The sequence below is a fragment of the Chloroflexus aurantiacus J-10-fl genome (assembly GCF_000018865.1).
Taxonomy (GTDB): Bacteria; Chloroflexota; Chloroflexia; order Chloroflexales; family Chloroflexaceae; genus Chloroflexus; species Chloroflexus aurantiacus.
This window is the reverse complement of sequence record NC_010175.1, coordinates 4,536,153-4,562,398: the sequence shown is the minus strand read 5'-3', so window position 1 is coordinate 4,562,398 and position 26,246 is coordinate 4,536,153. Positions and strand designations below refer to the sequence as shown.

Below are 26,246 nucleotides of genomic sequence, written 5' to 3'. Positions count from 1 at the left end.
CCTGTGCAACGCCGTCTCGTGGGAGGAAGACCAATGGCCCCGCAACGCCGGGAAAAACTGAACGGAATCTGGATTTCTGACGTCTCAATTCGTCAGCCCGTCTTCATTACCATGGTGATGCTTGCTTTCATCACCTTTGGTATTCTCTCATTTCGTTCGACCCCCGTCAACTTACTGCCGGAAATTGATGTCCCCATTATTGCTGTCAGTGTCTCCTACCCTGGCGCCGGCCCGGAGAGCGTGGTTGATCAGGTCGTGCGCCCAATTGAAAATGCGGTCAACACCCTTGCCGGTTTACAGCATATCACGTCGCAGGCCAGTGAAGGCTCGGCGCTGATCATTCTCGAATTTGAAGCCGGTAACGACGCGAAACAACTCGAAGAGGATGTGCGGCAGCGGGTGAACAGTATCTTGCCCCAACTGCCGCGTGACGTGCGACAGCCGGTCTATCAACGCTTCGATCCCAATCAATCGCCGATCATGCAGATCGCCGTTGCCGACACGTCTGGCCGGTCGCCGCTTGAATTGCGCACTCTGATCGAGGAAGAGATTGTGCCGCTCATTCAGCGCGCATCCGGCGTTGGCTCGGTCACGGTGAACGGTGGTCAGCAGCGCCAGATCAACGTCTGGCTTGATCTGGCCAAGCTTCAGGCGTATGGCCTGCTACCGGCTCAGGTCAGCCGGTCGTTGCAGCAAGCCAATGCCAACCTCGGCCTGGGCACTATCGTCGAAAATAATACCGAGATCAGCCTGCGGGTGCCGTCGCTCTTGCGCAGCGCGGCTGACATCGCGAATGTGCAGATTTCGGGTACGCCGTATCGGGTCGGCGATGTTGCCGTGGTGGAAGAGGGTGTCGCCGACGTTACCACTATCTCCCGGTTGAACGGGAGCGAGGCGATTATTATCAATGTGCTTAAGCAGTCGGGAGCCAACACCGTCACCGTAGCCGATAATGTCTACCGGGCGATGGATCAGGCTTTCGCCGCGTTTCCTGAACTGACCTACACCATCCCGCTTGACGCCTCAGAGGCCGTGCGCTCATCGGTGCTCTCTTCGCTGGAAGAGCTGATGTTTGCCTCGGTGGCTGCGTTTCTGGTGGTCTGGTTCTTCTTCGGCAACCTGCGCAGCACGATTATTACGATGTCTGGTTTGCCGGTCATTCTGATCGGTACCTTTATCTTCATGCCAATTTTTGGCCTGACGATTAATCTGGTGACACTGCTTGCCCTCTCGCTCTGTGTCGGTCTGGTGATCGACGACGCCATTGTGGTGCGCGAAAATATCTTCCGCCACCTTGAACGGGGTGAGAGTGCGCGGGTAGCCTCATCACGCGGGACGTGGGAAGTTGGTTTGTCGGTCGTGGCGATGACGCTCACGATTGTGGCGGTGTTCGTGCCGGTGACCTTCGCCGAAGGTGTAGCCGGGATTGTCTTTAAGTCGTTCGGGCTGGTGGTGTCGATTGCGATTCTGCTCTCGCTGGCGGAAGCCTTCACCTTCGCCCCCATGCTCTCGGCCAACCTGTTCCCCAATATGAAGGTAAAGCCCAAGACGCACCATCAGCAGCACCAGCCAATTGTGGAGGTGCCGATTTCCGATGAGGTTAGCGAGCGCGATATTGGGCTGTTGCAAGAGGCCAATGAAGACCCCGGACGGCTGGGGCGCTGGTATGGCAAGCTGCTGGGGTGGACGCTGGCAAGTCTGCGGAATCGGTTGATCGTGGTCGGGATCGCGATTGCGGTGCTGGTGCTGAGTGTGTGGGTCGCCAGTGGGCTGAAATTGACCTTCTTCCCGGAGCAAGACCCGCACGAGTTCGTTATGCGCTTTGAGGCTGCGCCGGGCACGACGCTGGCCGAAACCGACCGGTTGGCCCGCCAGGCCGAGCAGATTCTGCTGAACGATCCGGCAGTTGAGAATGTGATTGCCAGAGTCGGTTTCCCTGGCTTCCCGGAGCGGGCCGAGTTTGCGGTGACGCTGGTCGGGCGCACGCCGACGTTGCCGACACAAGAGCAGCTACGCGAGCAGTTGACCTTCTTGCCCCGCCTGAGCTTCTCGGTGCCGAGCTTCCAGCCTTCGAGCGCCGGTGTTGAAGGGCGCGAATTGCAGGTCAGTCTCCAGACAACCGGCCCGGCTACCGAGCTGGCGCCACTGGTTGAGGCGATTAAGCGCGAGATGGCGGCTATTCCGGGGCTGGTTGATATTGATAGCAATTTGCAGGTCGGTAAGCCAGAACTGCGGCTTCGCGCTGATCCGGCTCGCATCGGTGAACTGGGTATTACCAACGAAGACATTGCGACTTCGGTGCGGGCGCTGATCAACGGTGACCGGGCGACGGTGCTGCGGACAGACAACACCGACCTCGATGTGGTGGTGCGGCTGGCACCCCAGGATCGGGCCGGAATTGAGACATTAGGTGCGATTAGTATTCCCACCCGCGCCGGTGTGGTGCCGCTCAGTTCGCTGGGTACGGTTGAACTGGCATCCAGCCAGGTTTCGATCCGGCGGTACGACCGGCTCAATCAGGTGTTGATCGGGGCCAACCTTGAAGGTATCAATCTAACCGATGCGCAGGCGGCGTTGCAACAGCGGATCGAGGCACTCAACATTCCGCCGAATGTGGTTGTCAGCTACGTCGGTACCTTTGCCCAGACTAACGAAGGCTTCTCGTCGCTCTTCCTGGCGATGGGTCTCTCGGTGCTCTTCGTCTATATGGTGCTGGCCTCGCAATTCGGTAGCTTTACGCAGCCACTGGTGATTATGATGGCGATGCCGTTCAGCTTTATCGGCGCCTTCCTGGCTCTGCGCATGGTCGGGATCGACCTCGACATCACCGGAATGATCGGTCTGATTATGCTGCTCGGTCTGGTGGTGAAGAACTCGATTCTGCTGGTCGACTTTACCAACCGCTTGCGCGAACTGGGCCTGGATAAACACTCGGCACTGAAGCTGGCCGGCGCCATCCGTTTGCGCCCGATCCTGATGACGGCCCTCTCGCTGGTGGCCGGTGCCATGCCGACGGCGCTCGGTCTGCACCTGCTGGCAACCGGTGAAGGCAATGAGTTCCGCAAAGGGCTGGCCTGGGTCTTGATCGGCGGTATGCTGACATCAACCGCGCTTACGCTCCTGGTGGTGCCAACCGTCTATAGTCTGATGGACGCCGCCGTGACCTGGGTGAAGCAGCGCTTCGGATTGGGTCAGGAGCACGAAGGTTTCGAGTTGCCGGCCCCCGGCCCTGCCGTCGCCGGCGTGACGCCGGCGGCGAGTACGGGCACACCGGCGGCACGACCGGTCGCACCGACGTCGTCACCAACGCCTGCCGGCGAACCATCGGCTGATTAAGGACAGATTTTGAGTGAACCATACCTGACAGGAGCCAGTAGACAATGCGACGCATCATTATCGGAACATTACTGGGTGGGCTGTTCACCATACTCACTGCCTGTGCCGCGCCGGCACCGGCAGCAACGCCGGTGCCAACGGCAGCACCCGCAGCCCAACCAACGGCGGTGCCCCAACCGACCACCGCCCCGCTGACGATTGAACTGCCCAATCAGCCCACCATCAGCCTCGGTGTTACGGCCAGTGGTGAAGTGGTAGCCCGCAGCAGTGCGGAATTAAGCTTCCGCATTCCCGGTGTGGTTGCCGAGGTCTTCGTGAATGAAGGAGACACTGTTCAGGCGGGTGATCCGCTGGTCGCCCTCGATGCCCGCGAGCTAGAGCTACAGGTTGCGCAGGCCGAAGCCAGCCTGGCGCAGGCACGCGCCAATTACGAACGGTTGCTGGAGGGGGCAACACCTGAAGAGATAGCGGCGGTGCGTGCGCAGGTGGCGCAAGCCCAGGCCGCTTTGCGCCAGGCCCGTGGCAGCGTTACCGAGGCTGATATTGCTGCGGCTGAAGCGGCGCTGGCCCAAGCCATTGCCCGCCGCAACGATCTGCTCGATGGGCCGAACAACGCCGAACTCACTGCTGCACGGGCGGCAGTTGAGCAGGCAGAGGCGAATCTGAACATCCAACGCACCAACCTCTCGGCGGCGAAGAGTAATGCCGAGCTTCAGATGTTGCAGGCCGCCAATGCACTGCGTGATGCGCAACAGGCGTACTCCGACCTCTACTGGGAAAACCGTGAGCGTGAGCAGCAACTGGCGAAATTTGGCTTAGAGCTGCCGAAAGAGGCGAAAGATGCCGAAGAGCAACTGCTCCGTGCCGTCGAGTCGGCAGAGGCGCGTTACAAGCAGACGCAATTGGCCTATGAACAGGCCCGCCAGAACGAGATTGACGGTATTGCGGCGGCTGAAGCCCAGTTGCGTTCAGCGCAGAGCAATCTGCAACGACTGCTCGATGGGCCAACGGCTGATCTGATCGCAGCGGCTGACGCTGCGGTAGCCCAGGCCCAGGCAACGCTGGAACGTCTGCGTGGCGATCAGCGAGCCGGTGCGCTGGCCGCGGCTCAGGCCGGCGTGGCCGCAGCCCAGGCCAACCTTGAACGGATCACAGCCCCACCAACGGCTCAGAATCTGGCTGCTGCCGAAGCTGCTGTGAAGATCGCCGAGGCAGCGCTGGCGGCGGCGAAGCTCAACCTTGAGAAGGCAGTCTTGCGGGCGCCATTCGCCGGTGTGGTGGCGCAGGTGAACGTTGATCCCGGTGATCTGGCCGGAACCGGTGCCTTGCCGGTGGTGCAGATTGTTGACGCCAGCGAGCTGTATGTCGAGGCTGCAATCAGCGATACCGATATTGCGCGGGTGCGTGAAGGGCAAAAGGTAGAGGTTCGGCTCGATGCCCTGCCCGGCACGGTCTTCACCGGTACGCTTGATTTTGTGGCACCGGTAGCAAATGCGGTCGGCAATGTGCGCACCTTTACCGTCCGGGTCAAGCTCGACCGCCAGGAAGAGCTGCGAGCCGGGATGAGTGTGCGCATCACCATTCTTACCGATAACTAATATCATTCCACTGCCGCAGCCGGTTTCGCTATCGGCTGCGGCATATTTTCGCAAATTGTGGTATATTGCCGGGTAACACAACCTCGTTAGCCGGCTGATGAGAAACAACTATGAGCATGACGCTCCGTGAACGCCGCCGCCAAATGCTGCGCGATGAAATACTCGCCGCAACTCAGCAACTCATTGCCGAGCGAGGATTTGCTGCACTGGCGATGGATGAACTGGCGGCGCGCGTCGGTATCTCGAAACCAACGCTCTACAATCAGTTTCCTACCCGCGAAGATTTGCTGGCAGCGATGATTGCGCGCTTGATCCGTGATCTGTTTACCGCTGCCGCAGTTGGTGAACCAACGGATCGTTCGCCACTCCAACAACTCTGTGATCTGCTGCACGCCAGTGTTGAGTTTCAGATCAGGCATCACGCTGCGGCCTTTCAGCTCTGGTTACCGGAAGTTGCCGAGCTGCTTGAGAAGCATCCGCAATCGCGTGACGAGCTACTGAAGGCGCAGCGGCGAGTCTGGCGGTTGGCCGAAGCGGCGATTGCGAATGGTGAGGTGGCCGCCGATCTGCAACCGGTTGATGTGATCCGCACCTTCTCTTCCTTGCTCTGCTTTCCGTTTGTCGGTGGGCGTAACCTGCCACCGGCAGCCGATCCGGGAGCGACAGCCGATCTGGTGGTACGCATCTTCCAGCAGGGGTTGCAATAAATTGCCCGGCTAGATCGCTCTGCGGCTGACGGGCAGGTGGGGTGAGGAGAGGTGCCTGCCGGCGCTTACCGGGATGGAACCTGATTGATGCCGTCGCCAGGCAAAGGTCGAAAAGGGGAGGCTGAGACCGCCGATCTGCAACCGATTGATGTGATCCGCACCTTCTCTTCCTTGCTCTGCTTTCCGTTTGTTGGTGGGCATAACCTGCCACCGGCAGCCGATCCGGGAGCGACAGCCGATCTGGTGGTACGCATCTTCCAGCAGGGGTTGCAATAAGTTTCCCAGCCAGATCGCTCTGCGGCTGACGGGCAGGTGGGGTGAGGAGAGGTGCCTGCCGGCGCTTACCGGGATGGAACCTGATTGATGCCGTCGCCAGGCAAAGGTCGAAAAGGGGAGGCAGAGACCGCCGAACTGCAACCGGTTGATGTGATCCGCACCTTCTCTTCCTTGCTCTGCTTTCCGTTTGTCGGTGGGCGTAACCTGCCACCGGCAGCCGATCCGGGAGCGACAGCCGATCTGGTGGTACGCATCTTCCAGCAGGGGTTGCAATACGTTGCCCGGCTAGATCGCTCTGCGGCTGACGGGCAGGTGGGGTGAGGAGAGGTGCCTGCCGGCGCTTACCGGGATGGAACCTGATTGATGCCGTCGCCAGGCAAAGGTCGAAAAGGGGAGGCTGAGACCGCCGAACTGCAACCGATTGATGTGATCCGCACCTTCTCTTCCTTGCTCTGCTTTCCGTTTGTCGGTGGGCGTAACCTGCCACCGGCAGCCGATCCGGGAGCGACAGCCGATCTGGTGGTACGCATCTTCCAGCAGGGGTTGCAATAAGTTTCCCAGCCAGATCGCTCTGCGGCTGACGGGCAGGTGGGGTGAGGAGAGGTGCCTGCCGGCGCTTACCGGGATGGAACCTGATTGATGCCGTCGCCAGGCAAAGGTCGAAAAGGGGAGGCAGAGGGCAACGCCCGTCCTTGTCCCGCCTGTTGCCTGACAATCGGTAGCAGCGGGGAGCAAAACCGGTGCTGATCGGGTACAATACGATCAGGTATGTATCGTTGAACACAAGGGACTCTCCATGCCTGCTCGTTCTGGATTATTGCTGCTGATCATCTTCGTCGTTGTGGCAGGATTACCACCGGTTACCCCAGTTCAGGCGGCTCATCCTACCGATCTGATCGTGAAGTTTGCCGTTCCCCAGGATACAACCGACGTTGTGCGTGCGCTGAAGGCGTTGAAGGTGGAACCGCTCGGTGAGCAGACGTATCTGGTGCGCTTGCCGGCTGGTATGTCGGTTGAATGGGCGGGCAACCGCATTCGTCAGCACAAGAACGTTGTCTATGCGGTGCCAGACTACGAGCGTACTATAACCCGTACCCCGAATGATCCGCTGCGCGAACGGCAGTGGGCATTAGGGACGATTGCGGCCTACGATGCCTGGGACATCACCACCGGCGGGCCGATTGTGGTGGCGGTTATTGACACCGGCATTGATGCGAGTCATCCCGAACTGGAGGGTCGGGTGTTGGGGGGCTTCAACGCGATTACCGGTAGTACCGATGTCAGCGACGATAACGGTCACGGGACGGCGGTGGCCGGTCTGATTGCGGCCAGCGGCGATAATGGCGTCGGTATTGCCGGCATGTGTTGGGGATGTGTCATTCTGCCGATTAAGGCGTGTCTGAGTAGTGGCCGTTGTCGGGATTCGAGTGTGATTAGCGCCATTCGCTGGGCAACCGACAACGGAGCACGGATTATTAATCTCAGTCTGGGTGGCACACTGGCTTCGCCCGCGCTGCACGAAGCCGTTCGCTATGCGACCGAGCGGGGGGTGTTGGTGGTGGCAGCCAGTGGCAACGAGCGGGCGGAAGGGAATGCGCCGAATTATCCGGCGGCCTACCCGGAAACGGTAGCTATCGGCGCGAGCGGTTATAGCGATGAGGTCACCGGATTTTCAAATACGGGTGAGTTTATCGATCTGGTGGCACCAGGGGTTGATATTGTCACCACCACGCCGGGAAATAGCTATGCGCTGGCAACCGGTACCTCGTTCGCCAGTCCTTTTGCGAGTGGAGCGGCAGCACTGGTGATGACGATACGCCCTGATTTGAGCAGTGCTGATGTGCGCTGTATTCTGTCTGTGGCAGCCGATGATCGGGGTGCGCCGGGCCGTGACGGCGAGTATGGCTATGGGCGCCTGAATGTGCTGGCCGCCATCCAAACGGCTACGACGTATGGCGGGTGTCCGCTGGGCACGCCCACAGTGGGTGGTAACCCTGGGTTCGATCCCTTTGCCCGGGTGGAACCACCGGCTGATGACCGCCTCTACTTCCCCGAAACCGGTCATACGCTGGGTGGTGGATTTCGGACTTACTGGGAGCAGAACGGTGGTTTACCGATCTTCGGCTTTCCGGTCAGCGAGGAGTTTACCGAGATCGGGAGCGATGGCAGGCCGGTGACCGTTCAGTATTTCGAGCGTCACCGTTTTGAATGGCGACCGGAGAACCAGCCGCCGTACCATGTTTTGCTGTCGCGCATCGGTGATACGATCTTGCAGCGGCAGGGGCGCGACTGGACAACGTTTGAGCGCAGTGGGCCGCTCGCCGGTTGTCTCTACTTCGCTGAAACCAATCAGTCATTGTGTGAACCGTTCCTGAGCTACTGGCAGCGCAATGGGTTGGAGTTTGATGGCCGACCCGGCAAGAGCTATGCCGAGAGTCTGGCCTTGTTTGGCTTACCCCTGTCGGCGCCGCGAGTCGAAGAGACGCGACCGGGCACGGTGGTGATCGTGCAGTGGTTTGAACGGGCACGTTTTGAGTTGCATCCCGACGGTCAGGTGCTGCTGGGGCTGTTGGGGAATGAGTTGTTGGGGCGGTAGGTTGGGGCGAAACATATCCGGCTGGTTTGACCGTCCGGTGGGGCAGGCTGCCCGCCCATGTTCATGCATTCCAGTCACGCGGGTTACGTGCCGGTACGGGTCTGCGCTGCAACCTGCGCCTGCCGGTGCGCACGGTGGATGCGGCAGCGTGGCTGCCGCACGCCAAACCAGGCGTCACGGGTAACCCGAACGGGGAACTGTATCCACGTATGTATTCGGCGGGTTAAAACCCTACCTCAATTTGTGGAAGCCCCTTCGGAGCTGGCCTGGCGGTGGGGAGTGGGGGCCGGGCGTGCTGCCCCCTGCCGGGACTTACAGGTCGCGAGGCAGGGCGTCAGCCCGCGCGACCGCAGGGCTGCCTGCCGGCGGGGAGGAGGATGCTGTGGAACCTATGACCGCCTGGTGTGCATGACGAACGATGTACTATGAGGGGTCATACCAGGTGTTGGGTGACTGTGGGTAATGCATAGCCTGTTGGGAAAATCCCTCACCTCAACCCGCCTCCGCATGGGTCAGCGGCGCGTGTGGTGTCAGGCTGGTAGGAGTAAGATGTTTGCACTTCCAGTGGATACCAGCGCTTACGTACCACAATGAAGCAATCAGGGGTGCAACGTAAAGTTGACGACAGATAGCGTTCCATGATGTTTATTAAGCCAGATTTGACATGACCGGCGTCATACTGCAAACATGACGGGCGACACTTGTCAATGATCAACGAAGAGTGCATACTGGCAGTGGAACGTCACGCCTGCTGTGCTGAGTAGATAGAGTACCATGACACCAACACACCAACCTGAACACTTCTCACCTGCCGAAGAGCGGATCAATGTGATAACCCACGGCTTCGGCGCTATCGCCAGTGCAATTGCCGGTGCCATCCTCATCGGCGTGGTCTGGCAGCGGGGTGATGGCTGGCAGATTGCCGGTGCTACAACCTTCTGCGTGACGCTAACCCTGCTCTACCTGGCTTCGACCCTCTACCACGCCAGCCGAACACCACGCCGACGGGCCATCCTCGAAATATGCGATCACAGTGCGATCTTTCTGTTGATCGCCGGTACCTACACCCCCTTCACGCTGATCAGCCTGCGCGGTACGTGGGGCTGGCTCTTGTTTGGGCTGGTCTGGGGATTGACGCTTGCGGGCGTAATCATGAAACTGTTTCTCACCGGACGCTTTCGCCTGCTCTCGACGCTGGTCTACATCGGGCTGGGATGGCTGGTGGTGATCGTTGCCGACCAGGTATTGACTGTCCTGAGTCCGTTTACCATCGGTCTGCTGGTAGCGGGCGGCATTGCGTATACCCTCGGCACACCGTTCTATATGTTGTCGCGACTGCGCTACATGCACGCCATCTGGCACGGTTTTGTTTTGATCGGTAGCCTCTGCCATTTTATTGCCGTCAGCTCGATTGTGATCTGACGACCACACAAAAACGGAGCGCATGGTCGTGCGCTCCGTCTCATTGCATACCCATCCTAGAAAATTGCCAGATAGCGCTCAATCTCCCACTGCGAGACATAGGCGCGGTAGCTTTCCCACTCCTGCTGACGGGCATCAAGAAACCGCTCGGCGATTGAGGGGCCAATGGCTTCGAGGATAACTTCATCTTCGCGCAGGGCGTCAAGTGCCGAACCTAGTGACGTTGGCAGCGTGGTCAGCCCACGGGCACGCGGATCGACGTGGAAGAGGTCTTCTTCGGTTGCATCGCGCAACGGCAACTTGCGCCGAATCCCATCGAGACCGGCGGCCAGCATCGCGGTGTAGGCCAGATAGGGATTACAGGCTGGATCGGGGCAGCGGAGTTCAATCCGGGTTGCCTGGTAGCGTCCGGCAGTAATGCGTGGCACACGTACCAGTGCCGAGCGGTTGGTACGACCCCACGAGATATAGACCGGCGCCTCAAATCCAGGAACCAGGCGCTTGTACGAATTGACTAGCGGGGCAAGCAGGGCGCACATCCCACGGGCGTGCGCCAGCAGACCGGCGATAAAGTGGCGAGCCAACGCCGAAAGGCCGTAGGGATCATCTGGATCGGCGAAGAGATTCTTCCCCGTATCGCGGTCGAGCAGACTCTGATGGACATGCATCCCGCTGCCATTGACACCGGCGATAGGCTTGGGCATAAAGGTTGCGTGGAGACCATTCATTTGGGCAACCGCCTTCAGCGCCACCCGTGCCGTCACCAGGTGATCTGCCGACTGCAAGGCATCGGCGTAGCGCAGATCGATCTCGTGCTGGCCGGGCGCCACCTCGTGGTGCACCGCTTCAACGGCAATCCCCATCGCTTGCAAGGTACGGGCCATCTGGCGGCGAATATGCGTCGCCAGATCGGTGGATATATCGAAATAGCTGGCCTTATCGTGTGGTTCAAGAATGTTGCCGTTCGGATCGGTCTTGAAGAGAAAAAACTCTAGTTCAGGCGCAACCATAAACCGATAACCGGCGGCGGCAGCCTGATCGAGCATCCGTCGCAGCACATTACGCGGATCGCCGGCAAACGGTTTGCCATCGGGAGTATAGACCGAGCAGATCAAGCGGGCGGTGGTAACACCCTGATGCTGATCCCATGGCACGACGGCGTAGGTCGAGATGTCGGGCACAAGATACATATCACTCTCGACCATCCGGGCAAAGCCTTCGATAGAAGAGCCATCAAACCAGACGCCGTGGTCAAGCGCATCGGGCAGCTCCTCAACCGGAATGGTCACCGTCTTCCCGATACCCAGCACGTCGGTGAATTGCAGATTAATGAATGCCACCTGATCGGCCTCGACGCGATGCAGGAGCGCGGTGCGCGGATCATCACTCATGAGCGATGCTCCTTACTTGTGTTTCGTCGTACAGGTATTTTCTGTACTATACCATACTACGGGCCAGGATGGCGACGGAGCGGGGGAGGCAATTGGGTTCGGCTGCCCGTGGCGCGGGCTGGAAGCCTGCGCGTATCCATCCCCTTGACCAGGTTACGTATCGGCACAGGTCCGCGCTACAACCCACGCCTGCCGGTACGCACGGTGGGCGCGGCAGCATGGCTGCTGCACGCCAAACGATGCGTCACGGGCGATCCAGGTAGGGAAGCGGTATCTACAATGGTGGGTGATCCTGCGACGGGCAGTCCACCAACTCGCACGCTTCCATCCTCTTACGTATCGACAACGGTCCGCGCTGCGACTTGCGCCTGTCGGTGCGCACGGTGGATGCGGCAGCATGGCTGCCGCACGCCAAACGATGCGTCACGGACAACTCAACCCGAAAACCGTATCCACGCCGGACCCGCAGTGCAGTTACCACTGACGTAATGGTGAACATAGACAAAACATAGATGTACAGAGGGCATAGAGAATGTCTAAATCCTCTGTGCCCTCTGTGTCTCGGTGGTGAATATTGCTCACCCGGCCACTTTGTCGCTATTCGCCAGCGTGCGTGCCAGTTCAACGAAGAACTGAAGCGATTCGGGGTTGCGCAACGAGTCGGGATTGGCCGCCCGCTCGACCGGTACACCCATCAGAATCTTCTTCACCGGCACCTCCAGCTTCTTCCCGCTCAGGGTCAGGGGAACCGCCGGAATCTGGAAGATGTCGTCGGGAACGTGGCGGGGCGAGAGGGTCTGGCGAATGACCTGCTTAATCCGTTGACGCAGATCGTCGTCGAGGGTGACCCCTTCGCGCAAGACGACGAAGAGCGGCATGTATGACCGTCCACCCAATCCTTCGAGATCGATGACCAGACTGTCGAGCACTTCGGGGATCGTCTCTACCGCCCGGTAGATTTCGCTGGTGCCCATGCGCACACCCTGGCGGTTGATCGTGCTGTCCGAACGGCCATAAATAATCACGCCACCCCGCTCGTTAATCACGATCCAGTCGCCATGCCGCCAGACGCCGGGATAGTGCTCGAAGTAGCTGGCCTTGTAACGAGCGTTGTCGGGATCGTTCCAGAAGTAGATCGGCATCGACGGCATTGGCGCGGTGATGACCAGTTCGCCCATGACGCCGGTAACACTCTGCCCATCGGTATCGTAGGCTTCTGCCCGGCAGCCCAGGATGCGGCATTGAATTTCGCCGCTGTACACCGGCAGGAGAGGACAACCACCGACAAAGCCGCTGCATACGTCGGTGCCGCCACTGTACGAGACCAGCCAGACGTCGTGTTTGATGTGTTCGTAGACCCAATCAAACCCTTCTGGCGGTAAGGGTGAGCCGGTCGAGCCGATGGCTTTGATGCTGCTCAGATCGAACTGAGTGCCCGGTTCGACCCCACTTTTCATCAGGGCGGTGATGTAGCCGGCGCTGGTGCCGAAGTAACGAATCCGTGTCTGTTCGGCCAGGCGCCATAGGACGCCCATATCTGGATAGGCCGGGCTGCCATCGTAGAGGATCGGTATCGCGCCGATCAGCAGGCCACCGATCAAGAAGTTCCACATCATCCAGCCGGTGGTGGTGTACCAGAAGAAGGTATCACCCGCTCGCATGTCGAAGTGGAGATCGAGGGATTTGATATGTTCGAGCAGGATACCGCCCTGGCTATGGACAATCGGTTTGGGGAGGCCGGTTGTGCCCGATGAATAGAGCACCCACAGCGGGTCGTTGAATTCCACCGGGGTGAAGTGAAGTTCGGCTTCCTGCCGTAAGGCGTCTTCCCAGCGGATGACGCGCCCTCGCAGGCCGCTTGCTTCGGCGGTTGGATCGAGGTAGGGGATAAAGATGGTCAGCTCCAGATCGGGCAGGGCCGCCTGAATCGCCGCAACTTCGGCCCGGCGGTCAAATGCCTTGCCACCATACTGATAGCCGTCAACCGCGATCAAGACCTTCGGCGCAATTTGACTGAAGCGGTCGATGACGCTGGGGCTGCCGAAATCGGGTGAACAGCTCGACCAGATCGCGCCCAGACTCGCGGTTGCCAGACAACCGATGAGGGCGTGTGGCGTATTCGGCACATAGGCCACGACGCGATCCCCCGGCCCGACTCCAGCCTCGCGTAGGGTCTGTGCCAGGGCCGCCGTTTGCGCACGCAGACTCGCCCAGCTCAGAGGTGTTGGTTCCTGGCGTTCGGAAGCGAATATCACTGCCGGTCGCTGATCGGTAGCGTGCCGAAACACGTGTTCGGCGTAATTGAGATGGGCACCGGTGAACCAGCGTGCGCCGGGCATCTCGCGACTCGACAGCACCGTCGTGTAGGGTGTATGAGCCTTGATCTGGTAATACTCCCACAATGCTGCCCAGAAGTCCTCAAGGCGATCGACCGACCAGCGGTACAACTGGTGGTAATCAGCGAAGTGTAAGCCGCTGCGCTGCTCTAACCAACGCATAAACGCACGCATCGTGCAATTGGCGCGCAGGTCTTCCGGCGGCTCCCACAACAACTTTGCTGCGGTGGTCATCATTGGCCTCCGTTTGGTATTGACTGGCGTTTGTAGCGATTGTAGTGGAAGGAGCAGGGAGGAGTCAAATGTAGGAGGTAGGAGATAGGAGATAGAAGATAGAAGATAGAAGATAGAAGATAGGAGATAGGAGGTAGGAGGTAGGAGGTAGGAGGTAGGAGGTAGGAGGAGCGATGGTCTGCGATCACGGGATGGGGATGGCTTGCTGACAACATCCTGGAAGCGTGCGCCGCCGGCTTGCAAAGTGCTGGGAGCGCGCGCCTCCGGCGCGACAGGGTGTTGTGTGGTCAGCGCTGGGAGTGTGCGACGCCGGCTTTGCAAAACACTGGGAGCGCGCGCCTCTGGCGCGCCAGGGTGTCGCGCTGGAAGCGCGCGCCTCCGGCGCGACAGGGTGTTGTGTGGTCAGCGCTGGGAGTGTGCGACGCCAGCGCGCAAAGCACTGGGAGCGCGCGCCTCTGGCGCGACAGGGTGTCGCATTGGGAGCGCGCGCCTCCGGCGCGCAAGTTGGTATCGTGTGACCAACGCTGGGAGCGTGCGACTTCGGCGCGCATCCCCTCCCCGCTACCAGTCCCACCCTGCCGGCCTTCCACGAATTGAGGCAGGGTGTTAACCCGCCGCTCCGCAGAACCCCCGACGCTTTAACCCGCCGTTCTACGCCAACCTGTCATCTCCGCAGCGTGATCACGGATAGCGCACGTAATCCACCAGTGCGGTTACTTCTGGATCAGGTGGTGGCCCATACCGGCTGACCAGCCAGGTGACCAGGAAATTGACGGGGAGACCGAAGATACCGGCTGCCGAGCTGGAAATGCCAAAGAGTGTCCATTCGGGGAGAATGTACGTAATCGCCATATAACTGGCCGTTACCAGGAAGCCGCTGATCATACCGGCCACTGCGCCACGACTGTTCGTGCGCTTCCAGAAAATGCCCAGCACCAGCACCGGAAAGATCGTCGCTGCGGCGAACGAAAAGGCCCAGGCCACCAGTTGTACGATAATGGCCAACCGTTGCAATGCCGTCAGTGCCGCCAGGATTGCGACGACCAGGATCGCCAGTCGGCCAAGCAACAGGCGTTCACGGGAAGAGGCGCGTGGGTTGAGGGTACGATGGTAGATGTCGTGTACCGTTGCCGAGGCGATCACCATCAACAGACCATCGGCAGTACTGAGCGCTGCGGCCATACCGCCGGCAGCAACTAATGCCACGACGGTAGACGGTAGTTCGGCAATCTCCGGCGTAGATAACACCACCAAATCCTGGTCGATCTGTAATTCGTGGTACTGCAAAATACCATCACCATTGCCACCCACCTCAGGGGCATCGGCAATCTTGAGCAGACCGGTACTTGCCCACCGGCTGGTCCATTCAGGCAACCCGGCAACCGGTCTCCCCACCACCGAGCTTAAAATCTCCCAGCGTGAGAAGGCAGCGTAGGCGGGTGCAGTCAGATAGAGCACACAAATCCAGACCAGTGCCCAGGCTACACTACTGCGACTGTCACGGACAGTGGGTACGGTGTAGAAGCGCACCAGAATGTGCGGCATGCCGGCTGTTCCCAGCATCAAACAGAGCGAAAGGGCCAGATAGTTCCAGATTGACCAGTCGTTGAAGGGGGCAACATAGCTCGCAAGCCCCTGCGCCTGTTCCAGACGATCAATATTGCTGAGGGCTTCACCGTACATAACCTGCGGCAAGGCTACGCCGGTCAGCTTGAAGGCCAGCCAGGTCACCGGCACCAGGTAGGCAAACACCAGAATAATCCCCTGCACGCCTTGCGTCCAGGTGATCGCCTTCATCCCACCAAGGTACGAACAGAGCAGGACGGCTGCCAGGCCAACGATCACGCCGACCATGTAGTTGAGACCGAGAAACCGGCTCATAATGATCCCGATCCCCGTTACCTGTGCCGTGACATAGGTGAAGCAGATGATGATGCTGAGGACGGCAGCGATCACTCGTGCGCCGGCGCCCGGATAGCGGGCACCAATAAAATCGACGAGTGTGTACTGACCGAATTTGCGTAGATAGGGGGCAAGGAGCAATACCAGCAACACGTAGCCACCCGTCCAACCGGTGATATAGGCCAGCCCTTCAAACCCCAAAAGATAGAGGGCGCCGGCCATACTGATAAACGACGCTGCGCTCATCCAGTCTGAACCGGTGGCCAGGCCGTTGAGAATACCGGGAACTTTCCGCTCGGCAACATAATAGGCATCGAGGGTATCGGCGCGTGAACGAATGCCGATCACAGCGTAGAGACCAATCGTCAGGGCAAGAAAGCTCCAATCGATGAGAAACGATGGCAGGCGAAACTGTGTCTCAAGAATGATAAAGACGATCAACAGAACCAGCAATCCGATGGTGAATCCCAGATAGCGGAGCGAGTAGCGCCGGCGTATCTGCTGTGCATCTGGCGTTTCGGGAGGATCGACGCCGTACCGCCGATCAAGGATGTGCATGCGCCAGTTGTAGACGAAGATGAGCACAACGAAACAGATGAGCGTTCCCTGCGCACTCATGTAATAGCCGAGGGGGAAGCCGGTCAGAATGCTGATCTGGTTGAGTGGTGCTGAGAGCACAACCGGTAGCACAAAGCTCAGCAACCAGATGACGAGGAGTGGCCCGACCAGACGCAGGTTTTCCTGCCAGTATTGCGGCAACCAGGCCGGTGCCAGCGGCCAGCGTAGTGGAGGAGGGACAGCGGTTGAAGCGGGGCCAATCCGCAGTCTGCGGACATTAGCCGTATCTGATCCTGTCGTCTGCCGTACCGGAGGGAAGAGCCGATCAATGATGAAAAGTGACACGGCCAGCGCGCCACCGACGACCAGAAAAAGTTGAAACAGACCAAGCCAGAATTGCGCGCTCATAGCGTGTCAACTGCCTCAACCGTGACGGGATGGTCTACGCGCACGAACGCCATCTGCGGTGCCAGCGGTAGGGTAAAGATGAAGCGTGCGCCTTTCCCGATCCCATCGCTTTCCGCCCAAATCTCGCCACCCTGAGCATAGATCAGGTGACGGGCAATCGCCAGTCCGATCCCGCTCCCACCACTGTTGCGGGCACGTGATTTATCAACCCGGTAAAAGCGCTCGAATACGTGAGGCAGATGCTCGGCGGCAATCCCGATCCCGGTATCGATCACTGCTACCCGCACCTCGTGATCATCGGTCGTCACCTGCACTGTTACTGTTCCTCCTGCCGGTGTATAGCGGTAGGCATTGGCCAGGATATTGATCAGCACCTGCGCCACCCGATCCGGATCGGCCCATACTTGCGGCAACTGTGCGGGCGCATCGAGCTGCAACGTCACCTGATTGCTGCTGAAGAGCGGTTCAAACTGCGCGAGCTGTGCTTCCAGCACCGGCAGGAGATCGATTGCCCGGGCGACGACCGGCAACTGACCGGCTTCAACCCGCGATAGCAACTCTAAATCTTCGATCAGGCGCTGAAGGCGACGGGTTTCACGCAAGATCAGATTGAAGGTAGCCGGATTCGCCGATACAACCCCATCCAGCAACCCTTCCATGTACCCGCCAATCGTCGCCAGCGGGGTACGCAACTCGTGCGTCACATCGGCCAGTAATGCCAGACGACGCCGCTCCGTCTGATCGAGGGCTTCGGCCAGTTGATTGACACTATGCGCTAACTGAGAAATCTCATCATCGGCATGAATGCTGGTACGTTCGCGGTAAAACCCCTGTGCCAGCCGTCGGCTCACATTCGAGAGCGTTTGAATCGGTTCAACAATCCGCCGCGAAACGAAGAGGCTCACAATCACTGCTGCCGCCAGCGCGGCAAAACCGCTGATCAGCAGCGCCTGCTGAATCACCGATTGAAACTGCTCTTGCAACTCGCCAGCCTCGGTGGTGAGGCCAGCCTGCAACTGACCAGTTTCGGCTGCTGCGGCACCAAGGGTCAGCGGGGCAAAGCCAGTCCAGCCCAGACTTGCCAGTACATTGGCAGCGGCCAGCAGTACGACGTAGGCCATCAAGACGATAATCAGATGGGAAATGAATAGCTTCCAGCGGAGCTGCCGCAGCCACTTCATCATCGCGTACTACCAACAAACTTATAACCAACGCCACGAACCGTCTGCACCAGAGGCGTGCCGTGATGATCATCATCGAGCTTGCGCCGCAGAGTACCGATATGCACGTCAACCACCCAATCAATACCGGCAAAATCTGGCCCCCACACACGCTGAAGCAACTCTTCACGGGTGAACACGCGCCCCGGATAGCTGGCCAGTGCATAGAGCAGATCAAATTCACGCGGGGTCAAATCAACCCGCACCCCGTTGCGTTCAACTTCGCGCCGTTCGGGGTCGATCAACAGCCCTTCAAATTGCAAAATCGGGCGCTGGTTCACCTCTATCGCACGAATAACCCGATTACGGCGGAGAATAGCCTTCACCCGTGCGACCAACTCACGCGGACTGAATGGCTTGGTCAGATAATCATCAGCACCGACCGACAAACCGATCAGCTTATCAATCTCATCGGCGCGTGCCGTCAGCATCAGTACAAACACCGAGGTGTCGCGGTGCAACTGCCGACAAACCTCAATCCCGTCCAGCCCCGGCAGCATCACATCAAGAACAACCAGATCGGGCTTCACACTCCGCGCCAGCGCCAACGCGCCAGGGCCATCGTAAGCCCGATGCACAACAAAACCCTCGTTTGTCAGGTAACTGCTGACCAGATCAACAATTGGTTGCTCGTCATCAACAACGAGAATTGTAGCTGCTTCCATTGCAGCACTCCTTGCTTCCTTCAATGGATGCAATGGACGCTGTTATACGGGGATATACGGCGTTTTCTATCCGTGATACTCGTGACCGTTAACGACAGGTACGCAGAACGTAACGACAGGTTTCGTCTGCGCGTAGCGGTCAGGTATCAGGATGGAACATTTCCTATTCGTATCGTGAAGTATACCATAATTTTGTGTTCGTTATTATCACCCACGTCCTTCTGCCATCGCCAAAAGACGCTCCCACTGTGCAGCACTCACCGGTACAACCGAGAGTCGCCCCTGGCGCACCAGGGCAAAATCGGCAAAAAAAGGATCAGCTTTGATATCATTCAGTGAAACCGGATGAGGCAACGCCCGCAACGGTACAACATCAACCACGATCAGACGCGGATCACTCTGTTTGGGGTCGGGATAGGGATCGCTGACGACTTGCGCCAGACCAACAGCCTGCCGTTCATCGCCGGTGTGGTAGATCAGCGCCTCGTCACCGCTGCGCATCTCGCGCATATGTTTCAGAGCAACATTATTGCTCACCCCATCCCAAACGGTACGACCTTCACGCACCAGATCGGCAAAACTGTAGACCGTCGGTTCCGTTTTCAATAACCAATAGTTTGGCATTGATCTCCTCTCCATCAATCGGAATAGCCTGCGTACTCTGCTCACTACCTCATGCTATAATACCCCGCGCGAAAGGGGGACGTGTGAACGACGATTTTGAACAACTCGATGACTATGCCATCCTCGGTGTCCAACCCGGTGCGACACCGGCAGAAATAAAACAGGCGTATCTCAAACAGATCAGCATCTACCATCCTGATCGGTTTGCCGGCGCTTCACCTGACGAACAGGCTTACGCAGCACGACGGGCGAGGCGGATCAATCAGGCATACCAGAATCTGCGTCGGCGACGGCCATCGCCTGTTATTGCGACATCAACACCACGTAACTATCAGGCTGAATTATACGCCAAAGCGCAAGAGCATCTGGCAGCCGGACGCCGTTTGCAGGCCCTGGCGACACTGCGTGAACTGCAACGGATCAACCCCTGGTACCGCGACTGTGCCGACCTCATTGCCGGCCTGGAAGCAGACCTGAAGCCGACAGCGGTTAGCACCTCGCGCACATTCTCGCGGCGCAACGTTCTTACTGTGGCCTTCGGCGGAGTGGCAGTAGCTCTACTGGGCTGGTTTGGTTGGCGACAATTGCAAGAGGCGGAAGCTACCCGTTCACCAGTTGCCACAGCAGTCGCCGAAGAAGCGACAGCAGTGCCGTCACCGACCGTGGCACCATCGCCGACCACTGCTCCATCACCGACAGCGGCGGCGTCGCCGACCGCAGCGCCATCGCCGACTGCGGTGCCATCGCCGACTGCGGCGCCCTCACCGACGACAGGGATAACCGGCGGGACGGTAGTCTATCAGGCCGATTTTGGCCCTAACAGCGACTGGCCGATAACCAACGGCAACGGCTGGAGTGTTGGGGCACGCGATGGACGTTATATCATTCAGGCTAACGCCGGATTAGGCGACATCTGGGCATTTCAAACATCGCCAATTGGTAGCGAGATGGTGATCGAGGTAGAGGTCAGCGTTGCCGGCGACTGGGCCGGGCTAATGTTCTGGTTCAACAGCCCGCAACGATACATCAGTTTTCTGATCAACCCTGCGCAGGGGCAATACCGCTGCGACGAACGCAACAACGAACAGCGCAGCGTTCTTGCCGAGGGAACCATTAGCCTCGCACGATCAAATCGCTTAACAGTACGGCTTACCGATCAAACCATTGCCCTCCAGATCAACGATCAGGTCGTTGACACACTGACCATAACCTCCCTGAACCCTGATCCGCGCTATGGCTTGCTGGTACGGGCTGAACGCAACCCAACTACTGCAACATTCAGCACACTCACCCTACGCACAATCACCTAGATACATCCTGCATGCGCAGCCTTAAACCGACTTCAATCTGTACCGGCCCTCACAACATCAACAACAATACCATGACCGCGCACGCTTCACCTCTATTACCTCTCTCCTCCCTCCTGTCTCCTCCCTACCTTACTATCTCCTATCTTCTCCCTACCTTCTATCTCCTCTCTCCTCCCCACCTTCTATCTCCTATCTTCTATCTCCTATCTTCTATCTCCTATCTTCTATCTCCTATCTTCTATCTCCTATCTCCTCTCTCCTCCCCACCTTCTATCTCCTATCTTCTATCTCCTATCTCCCACTTCCTCCCTCCCCCCAATCCACATCCCCAGCACACCATCACTCCGCCGCACAGCGGTTCCGCGCCGAATATCGAACACATACACACCATCATTCGTGCCATACACCAGGGCATGACCATCGCTCGACCAGAGATCGAACGACAGGGCATAGGCATCGAAAAAATTGATCTGAGCGAGAAACTCCTGACTGGGGGTAAAGGTGGTCAGCGTGCGCGGATTATTCCCTTCCCGTCCGACCAACTGCCAGCGTAACTGGGTCAAGCCACTGTCCGAACGACCGGCTGGCGTGAGGTAGGCGATCTGCTGACCGTCAGGCGACCAGAAAAAGGCCACCACATCATCATCGGCTGCCGAAAGCGTGCGTACCGAACCATCCAATGCCACCAGCTTCAAAGGACCGAAACCATCGGGACCGACCGTCGTATACGCAATCTCATCGCTTTGTGGTGAACGACCGAAGATAATTGCCGCCATCGGTTCACGGGCCAACACCTGTGGCTGCATCTCACCAACCTTCACCCGCGTCAACACACTCTCAACCTTATCCACCGTTGGTGGCCCCTCAATCGGTGGTTGAGCGACATAGAAAAAACTCTCGCCATCAACACTCCAGGCCGGCACTTGGAAGAAACCTGGGTCGGTCACCTCGTGTAGTGGCTGCTGCCGACCGGGCTGCACCGTAATCACACGGCCATCTTCAAATATCGAGCCACCGATATGAACCAGCAACGAAGAGCTATTGGGCTGCCAGGCGACGTAGAGCGAACTGGGTGAAACACTGATCAACTCCGCATCTCTGGAACCATCGGACGGCACAATATGCACCCCCAAACCACCGACACCACGATTCGAGAGAAACGACAGATACCGACCATCGGGAGACCAGACCATGTAGAGTGGTGGATTGGTCGTTGAGCGATACAACTCAGTCCGTGTACCACTCTGCAAATGTATGACGCGGAGAACGCTCGTATTCCCCTGTTGACTGATATACGCCACCCGGCTTCCATCAGGGGCCAGCGCAGGATAGCGAAACAATTCGGGGCTGGCATCCTCGGCCAGTACCTGAGCCACACCCTGGCGATCAACAATAGCGAGACGGCGGTTTGGCCCCAGTACCAGTAACTTCTGATCGACAGGGCGATTGGTTATGAGCAGAAAAGCAACCACCCCGGCGCTCAAACTCCCTATCAGGATCACCACACTCAACAGCCCGATAATCGTCAGCAAAATGCGACGAGCGGCCATGCCCGGCTCCTTTCCAACGCGATCTATGTGTTATGTAGTATAGCAAGATTTGAGGTATCGCGCAGGAGAAGTGATCATTTACTGTACAAAAGAAGGAAGTAGCAAGCTACGTCGCTACTGATAGTTTTCTCCACTCCAATGCCGCAGGCGACTCAAAGTGTGGGGTTGCATAGCGCAAGTGGAAGCAGAAGAAGAACCACATCGGGTAACATCGGCAGAGGCACAGAACATGCGCCCTACCGGGCATTGTGTGACGTTTCAAACCCCTTCATTGCGGGGCAATGCGCTGGTGAATTGGGTCAACATTTTCAATGCAGACACACGGACGGGTTTCAAACCCCTTCTTGGCGGGGCACTGCTGCGGCCTCTAGGGGGCACACCGCGACCACGACAGAGAATTGGGTTTCAAACCCCTTCGTGGCGGGGCACTGCGCTGCCGGGAAGGGTATACGACGGATGTTGTGTAGGCTGATCGGGTTTTAAACCCCTTCATGGCGGGGCACTCGTGCTGCTGATGATCGTAACTTCGACCATCATTATATCTTGGATCAGTTTCAAACCCCTTTATTACGAGGTACTGCGCTACTGGGGCATGTAGGGGCGACGCATGCGTCGCCCCTACAGACGTTTCAAACCCCTTCATTGCGGGGCAATGCTCTGCTGCGGCCGCCACGCTCGACCAGGGCAAGGTGCAGATGATGAGGTTTCAAACCCCTTCATTGCGGGGCAATGCTCTGCTGCTCGTCAGCGAGTACGACCGCAGGGGCCAGGACTTCGCGTTTCAAACCCCTTCATTGCGGGGCAATGCTCTGCTGAACGAGACGATGGGCGGCTGCGACCAGAAGTAGCTGCTGTTTCAAACCCCTTCATTGCGGGGCAATGCTCTGCTGATCTCGGTCGTGGTGGCGGGGGCTCTGCTCCTCGGCATGTTTCAAACCCCTTCATTGCGGGGCAATGCTCTGCTGTCGGCCTCTGGTTCTACGACAACGACAGCGACGGCAAGTTTCAAACCCCTTCATTGCGGGGCAATGCTCTGCTGGTCCGCCGCGGCCGAGCCCACCGCGGCCCCGGTCGTGTTTCAAACCCCTTCATTGCGGGGCAATGCTCTGCTGGATCGCGACGCTGATCACGCTCTTGCTCTTTGTCGTGTTTCAAACCCCTTCATTGCGGGGCAATGCTCTGCTGGTTGTGTCCGGCAGTAGGTTCACCCACATCCTCCGGGATGTTTCAAACCCCTTCATTGCGGGGCAATGCTCTGCTGGCCTCGCTCGCCAAGACCTTCTAGCCACGTCCGTCGTGTTTCAAACCCCTTCATTGCGGGGCAATGCTCTGCTGATACCCGGGTAGTCCACGCCGTAAACGATGCTCCGCAGGTTTCAAACCCCTTCATTGCGGGGCAATGCTCTGCTGATGGCGCCGCCCAGCTTCTCGGGGTTGTCCTGATCATTGTTTCAAACCCCTTCATTGCGGGGCAATGCTCTGCTGGTTGTGTCCGGCAGTAGGTTCACCCACATCCTCCGGGATGTTTCAAACCCCTTCATTGCGGGGCAATGCTCTGCTGGCCTCGCTCGCCAAGACCTTCTAGCCACGTCCGTCGTGTTTCAAACCCCTTCATTGCGGGGCAATGCTCTGCTGCGACGTGTCGAACTCCGACACGTGCCCCGAGTGCTTGTTTCAAACCCCTTCATTGCGGGGCAATGCTCTGCTGGCACGCCGGCACGGTGTACGTCTACGCGGACGGCGAGAAGTTTCAAACCCCTTCATTGCGGGGCAATGCTCTGCTGACGACATCAGGACGTTCGGCTTCTACGATGAGGCGGAGTTTCAAACCCCTTCATTGCGGGGCAATGCTCTGCTGGAGGCAGAAAAGAATAAGAAAAAAGAAAGGCGGACCCGTTTCAAACCCCTTCATTGCGGGGCAATGCTCTGCTGCAACGGCGACCGCGACGGCTACCCCGGTAGCGTCGTGGGTTTCAAACCCCTTCATTGCGGGGCAATGCTCTGCTGGAGATCCCGGCGATGGTAGAGAAGTACGAGGTCACGGGCGTTTCAAACCCCTTCATTGCGGGGCAATGCTCTGCTGTAAGTAGCGTGGCGAGGCCATCGCACGCACGTAACGGGTTTCAAACCCCTTCATTGCGGGGCAATGCTCTGCTGTTGCCAAACGCTAGTTTTGGGGCATAGGCACTCCTTAGTTTCAAACCCCTTCATTGCGGGGCAATGCTCTGCTGCGGCGACTTCGGCATCCTGGATCGCCCCACCGTTGAGGGTTTCAAACCCCTTCATTGCGGGGCAATGCTCTGCTGTCTAGCACACGCACGCGCACGCGATTGGACAATAAAGTTTCAAACCCCTTCATTGCGGGGCAATGCTCTGCTGGGGGGTCGCGGGGTTTGGCGAGATGATGCCTTTCGAGTTTCAAACCCCTTCATTGCGGGGCAATGCTCTGCTGGCATCCTTCCAAGGATGCGGCGAGTTCGCAAGACGGTGTTTCAAACCCCTTCATTGCGGGGCAATGCTCTGCTGCCCTCGCAACGGCGAGACACGGTGCGCGCATGAATCATGTTTCAAACCCCTTCATTGCGGGGCAATGCTCTGCTGGCAGCGCCACCAGATCGCCACCGTCACGCTGCGTGGTTTCAAACCCCTTCATTGCGGGGCAATGCTCTGCTGTTTATGAAGGGCGTGATGGCCGACGTGCTCGGCAACGCGTTTCAAACCCCTTCATTGCGGGGCAATGCTCTGCTGAAGCGGCGTGTGACAACAAGTCGTCGCCCGTGGCGTCGTTTCAAACCCCTTCATTGCGGGGCAATGCTCTGCTGAGTCTCCCGTGGAGGTCTCGGTTATGAGCATCGTCAGGTTTCAAACCCCTTCATTGCGGGGCAATGCTCTGCTGATCCGCGGGGGTTTGTTTAAACCCCCTCAGTGACAGGAGTTTCAAACCCCTTCATTGCGGGGCAATGCTCTGCTGGCTAGCCACGTCCGCGTCCTCCGTCCATCGTCTTTTGTTTCAAACCCCTTCATTGCGGGGCAATGCTCTGCTGTTCCGTCACCACTTCCTTCCCATGCACTACAACGTCGGGGTTTCAAACCCCTTCATTGCGGGGCAATGCTCTGCTGCCGGAAGTCCGGTTCGTAGTTCTGATGGAACCAAACGTTTCAAACCCCTTCATTGCGGGGCAATGCTCTGCTGTCGTCTCTCCCTTTGGGATTCACTGCGATACGAGAGGTTTCAAACCCCTTCATTGCGGGGCAATGCTCTGCTGCTTCTCGAGAGACGCCGAGAACTACGGCATTCTCTCGGTTTCAAACCCCTTCATTGCGGGGCAATGCTCTGCTGGCAGCCAACTGGGTGCTGAACAACTTCACCGCCACCGAGTTTCAAACCCCTTCATTGCGGGGCAATGCTCTGCTGACCGTGGTGCTTCTCGCCGCGCAGTTCCGCATCTTCGGTTTCAAACCCCTTCATTGCGGGGCAATGCTCTGCTGATTTATCTGGCTGCGGACTATCTGTTTCGCCGCCGAGTTTCAAACCCCTTCATTGCGGGGCAATGCTCTGCTGCTCGTGTGTTATCATCGATAAGGAGCAAAGACCGCTGTTTCAAACCCCTTCATTGCGGGGCAATGCTCTGCTGCGGCCCCGGTGTACTGGACGTCGGCAAGCCTCCTATAGGGTTTCAAACCCCTTCATTGCGGGGCAATGCTCTGCTGCCTCGAGCGCGAGCTGCCCACGGTGCTCAACCTCGATGTTTCAAACCCCTTCATTGCGGGGCAATGCTCTGCTGTCTTCCCTGCCCCGCCTCTTCATTGAGCTCGACAAGGTTTCAAACCCCTTCATTGCGGGGCAATGCTCTGCTGCGGGGGACGACGTCTGTGGGCAGCGCCGCAGCCGCAGGTTTCAAACCCCTTCATTGCGGGGCAATGCTCTGCTGTCGAGGCCGCCTAGTTCCGCGTCCGTCGTCGGTCGTGTTTCAAACCCCTTCATTGCGGGGCAATGCTCTGCTGCCGGCTGCACCGTCGTACGCCGGAATTGCCGCTACCTGGGTTTCAAACCCCTTCATTGCGGGGCAATGCTCTGCTGCACTGATCGTAACATCAAGCGCAAACTGCACC

General features: G+C 58.5%; 16 protein-coding genes and 1 CRISPR repeat array (1 of these 17 only partly in view). Of the genes, 9 read left to right on the top strand and 7 right to left on the bottom strand.

Translation table 11 applies throughout. The features are described from left to right. Positions 1–33: 33 nt before the first annotated feature. From CAUR_RS17855 to trhA, 8 genes are all read left to right on the top strand, one after another. Positions 34–3,336, top strand: a complete 3,303-nt coding sequence (locus CAUR_RS17855; protein WP_012259241.1) for an efflux RND transporter permease subunit — start codon at positions 34–36, stop codon at positions 3,334–3,336. A 44-nt stretch (positions 3,337–3,380) separates the two neighbouring features. Beyond that, positions 3,381–4,934 (top strand): HlyD family secretion protein, encoded by a 1,554-nt coding sequence (locus tag CAUR_RS17850; protein ID WP_012259240.1) that lies wholly within the window; start codon positions 3,381–3,383, stop codon positions 4,932–4,934. A 110-nt stretch (positions 4,935–5,044) separates the two neighbouring features. After that, the gene (locus tag CAUR_RS17845) at positions 5,045–5,641 is read left to right on the top strand and encodes a TetR/AcrR family transcriptional regulator (RefSeq protein WP_012259239.1); all 597 of its coding nucleotides are present in this window, start codon (positions 5,045–5,047) and stop codon (positions 5,639–5,641) included. A gap of 87 nt (positions 5,642–5,728) precedes the next feature. Further along, positions 5,729–5,917, top strand: a complete 189-nt coding sequence (locus tag CAUR_RS17840) for a hypothetical protein (protein WP_012259238.1) — start codon at positions 5,729–5,731, stop codon at positions 5,915–5,917. A gap of 87 nt (positions 5,918–6,004) precedes the next feature. Then, positions 6,005–6,238 carry a hypothetical protein gene (locus CAUR_RS17835; protein WP_012259237.1) on the top strand — a complete coding sequence of 78 codons (234 nt, stop codon included), beginning with the start codon at positions 6,005–6,007 and terminating at the stop codon, positions 6,236–6,238. A 42-nt stretch (positions 6,239–6,280) separates the two neighbouring features. Continuing rightward, complete coding sequence (locus CAUR_RS17830) at positions 6,281–6,469, top strand: hypothetical protein (RefSeq protein ID WP_012259236.1); 189 nt, start codon at positions 6,281–6,283, stop codon at positions 6,467–6,469. Between the two features lie 244 nt (positions 6,470–6,713). Continuing rightward, a complete protein-coding gene (locus tag CAUR_RS17825) occupies positions 6,714–8,513 on the top strand; it encodes a S8 family peptidase (RefSeq protein ID WP_012259235.1) in 1,800 nt (599 codons plus the stop codon). Between the two features lie 774 nt (positions 8,514–9,287). Next, complete coding sequence (gene trhA, locus CAUR_RS17820; protein ID WP_012259234.1) at positions 9,288–9,935, top strand: PAQR family membrane homeostasis protein TrhA; 648 nt, start codon at positions 9,288–9,290, stop codon at positions 9,933–9,935. A 56-nt stretch (positions 9,936–9,991) separates the two neighbouring features. On the opposite strand, the gene glnA is transcribed toward trhA, so the two are convergent. The 6 genes from glnA to CAUR_RS17790 form a co-directional block, all read right to left on the bottom strand. Beyond that, complete coding sequence (gene glnA / locus CAUR_RS17815) at positions 9,992–11,326, bottom strand: type I glutamate--ammonia ligase (protein WP_012259233.1); 1,335 nt, start codon at positions 11,324–11,326, stop codon at positions 9,992–9,994. Positions 11,327–11,904: 578 nt separating this feature from the next. Beyond that, the gene (locus tag CAUR_RS17810; protein WP_242604966.1) at positions 11,905–13,899 is read right to left on the bottom strand and encodes an acetoacetate--CoA ligase; all 1,995 of its coding nucleotides are present in this window, start codon (positions 13,897–13,899) and stop codon (positions 11,905–11,907) included. 678 nt (positions 13,900–14,577) lie between these two features. After that, positions 14,578–16,764, bottom strand: a complete 2,187-nt coding sequence (locus tag CAUR_RS17805; protein WP_012259231.1) for a VC_2705 family sodium/solute symporter — start codon at positions 16,762–16,764, stop codon at positions 14,578–14,580. Then, on the bottom strand, positions 16,761–17,948 hold the full coding sequence (locus CAUR_RS17800) for a sensor histidine kinase (RefSeq protein ID WP_012259230.1): 1,188 nt from the start codon (positions 17,946–17,948) through the stop codon (positions 16,761–16,763). The genes CAUR_RS17805 and CAUR_RS17800 overlap by 4 nt, the downstream gene beginning before the upstream one ends. Further along, a complete protein-coding gene (locus tag CAUR_RS17795; protein WP_012259229.1) occupies positions 17,945–18,649 on the bottom strand; it encodes a response regulator transcription factor in 705 nt (234 codons plus the stop codon). Before CAUR_RS17795 ends, CAUR_RS17800 begins: the two co-directional genes overlap by 4 nt. Before the next feature lie 207 nt (positions 18,650–18,856). Further along, positions 18,857–19,273, bottom strand: a complete 417-nt coding sequence (locus tag CAUR_RS17790; RefSeq protein WP_012259228.1) for an EVE domain-containing protein — start codon at positions 19,271–19,273, stop codon at positions 18,857–18,859. Between the two features lie 83 nt (positions 19,274–19,356). On the opposite strand from CAUR_RS17790, the gene CAUR_RS17785 reads away from it, so the two are divergent. After that, on the top strand, positions 19,357–20,583 hold the full coding sequence (locus CAUR_RS17785; protein WP_012259227.1) for a DnaJ domain-containing protein: 1,227 nt from the start codon (positions 19,357–19,359) through the stop codon (positions 20,581–20,583). A gap of 284 nt (positions 20,584–20,867) precedes the next feature. On the opposite strand, the gene CAUR_RS17780 is transcribed toward CAUR_RS17785, so the two are convergent. Next, on the bottom strand, positions 20,868–22,133 hold the full coding sequence (locus CAUR_RS17780) for a TolB-like translocation protein (RefSeq protein ID WP_012259226.1): 1,266 nt from the start codon (positions 22,131–22,133) through the stop codon (positions 20,868–20,870). A gap of 551 nt (positions 22,134–22,684) precedes the next feature. Beyond that, positions 22,685–26,246: a CRISPR direct-repeat array (repeat unit 37 nt; unit sequence GTTTCAAACCCCTTCATTGCGGGGCAATGCTCTGCTG); it runs 2,339 nt beyond the window's last position.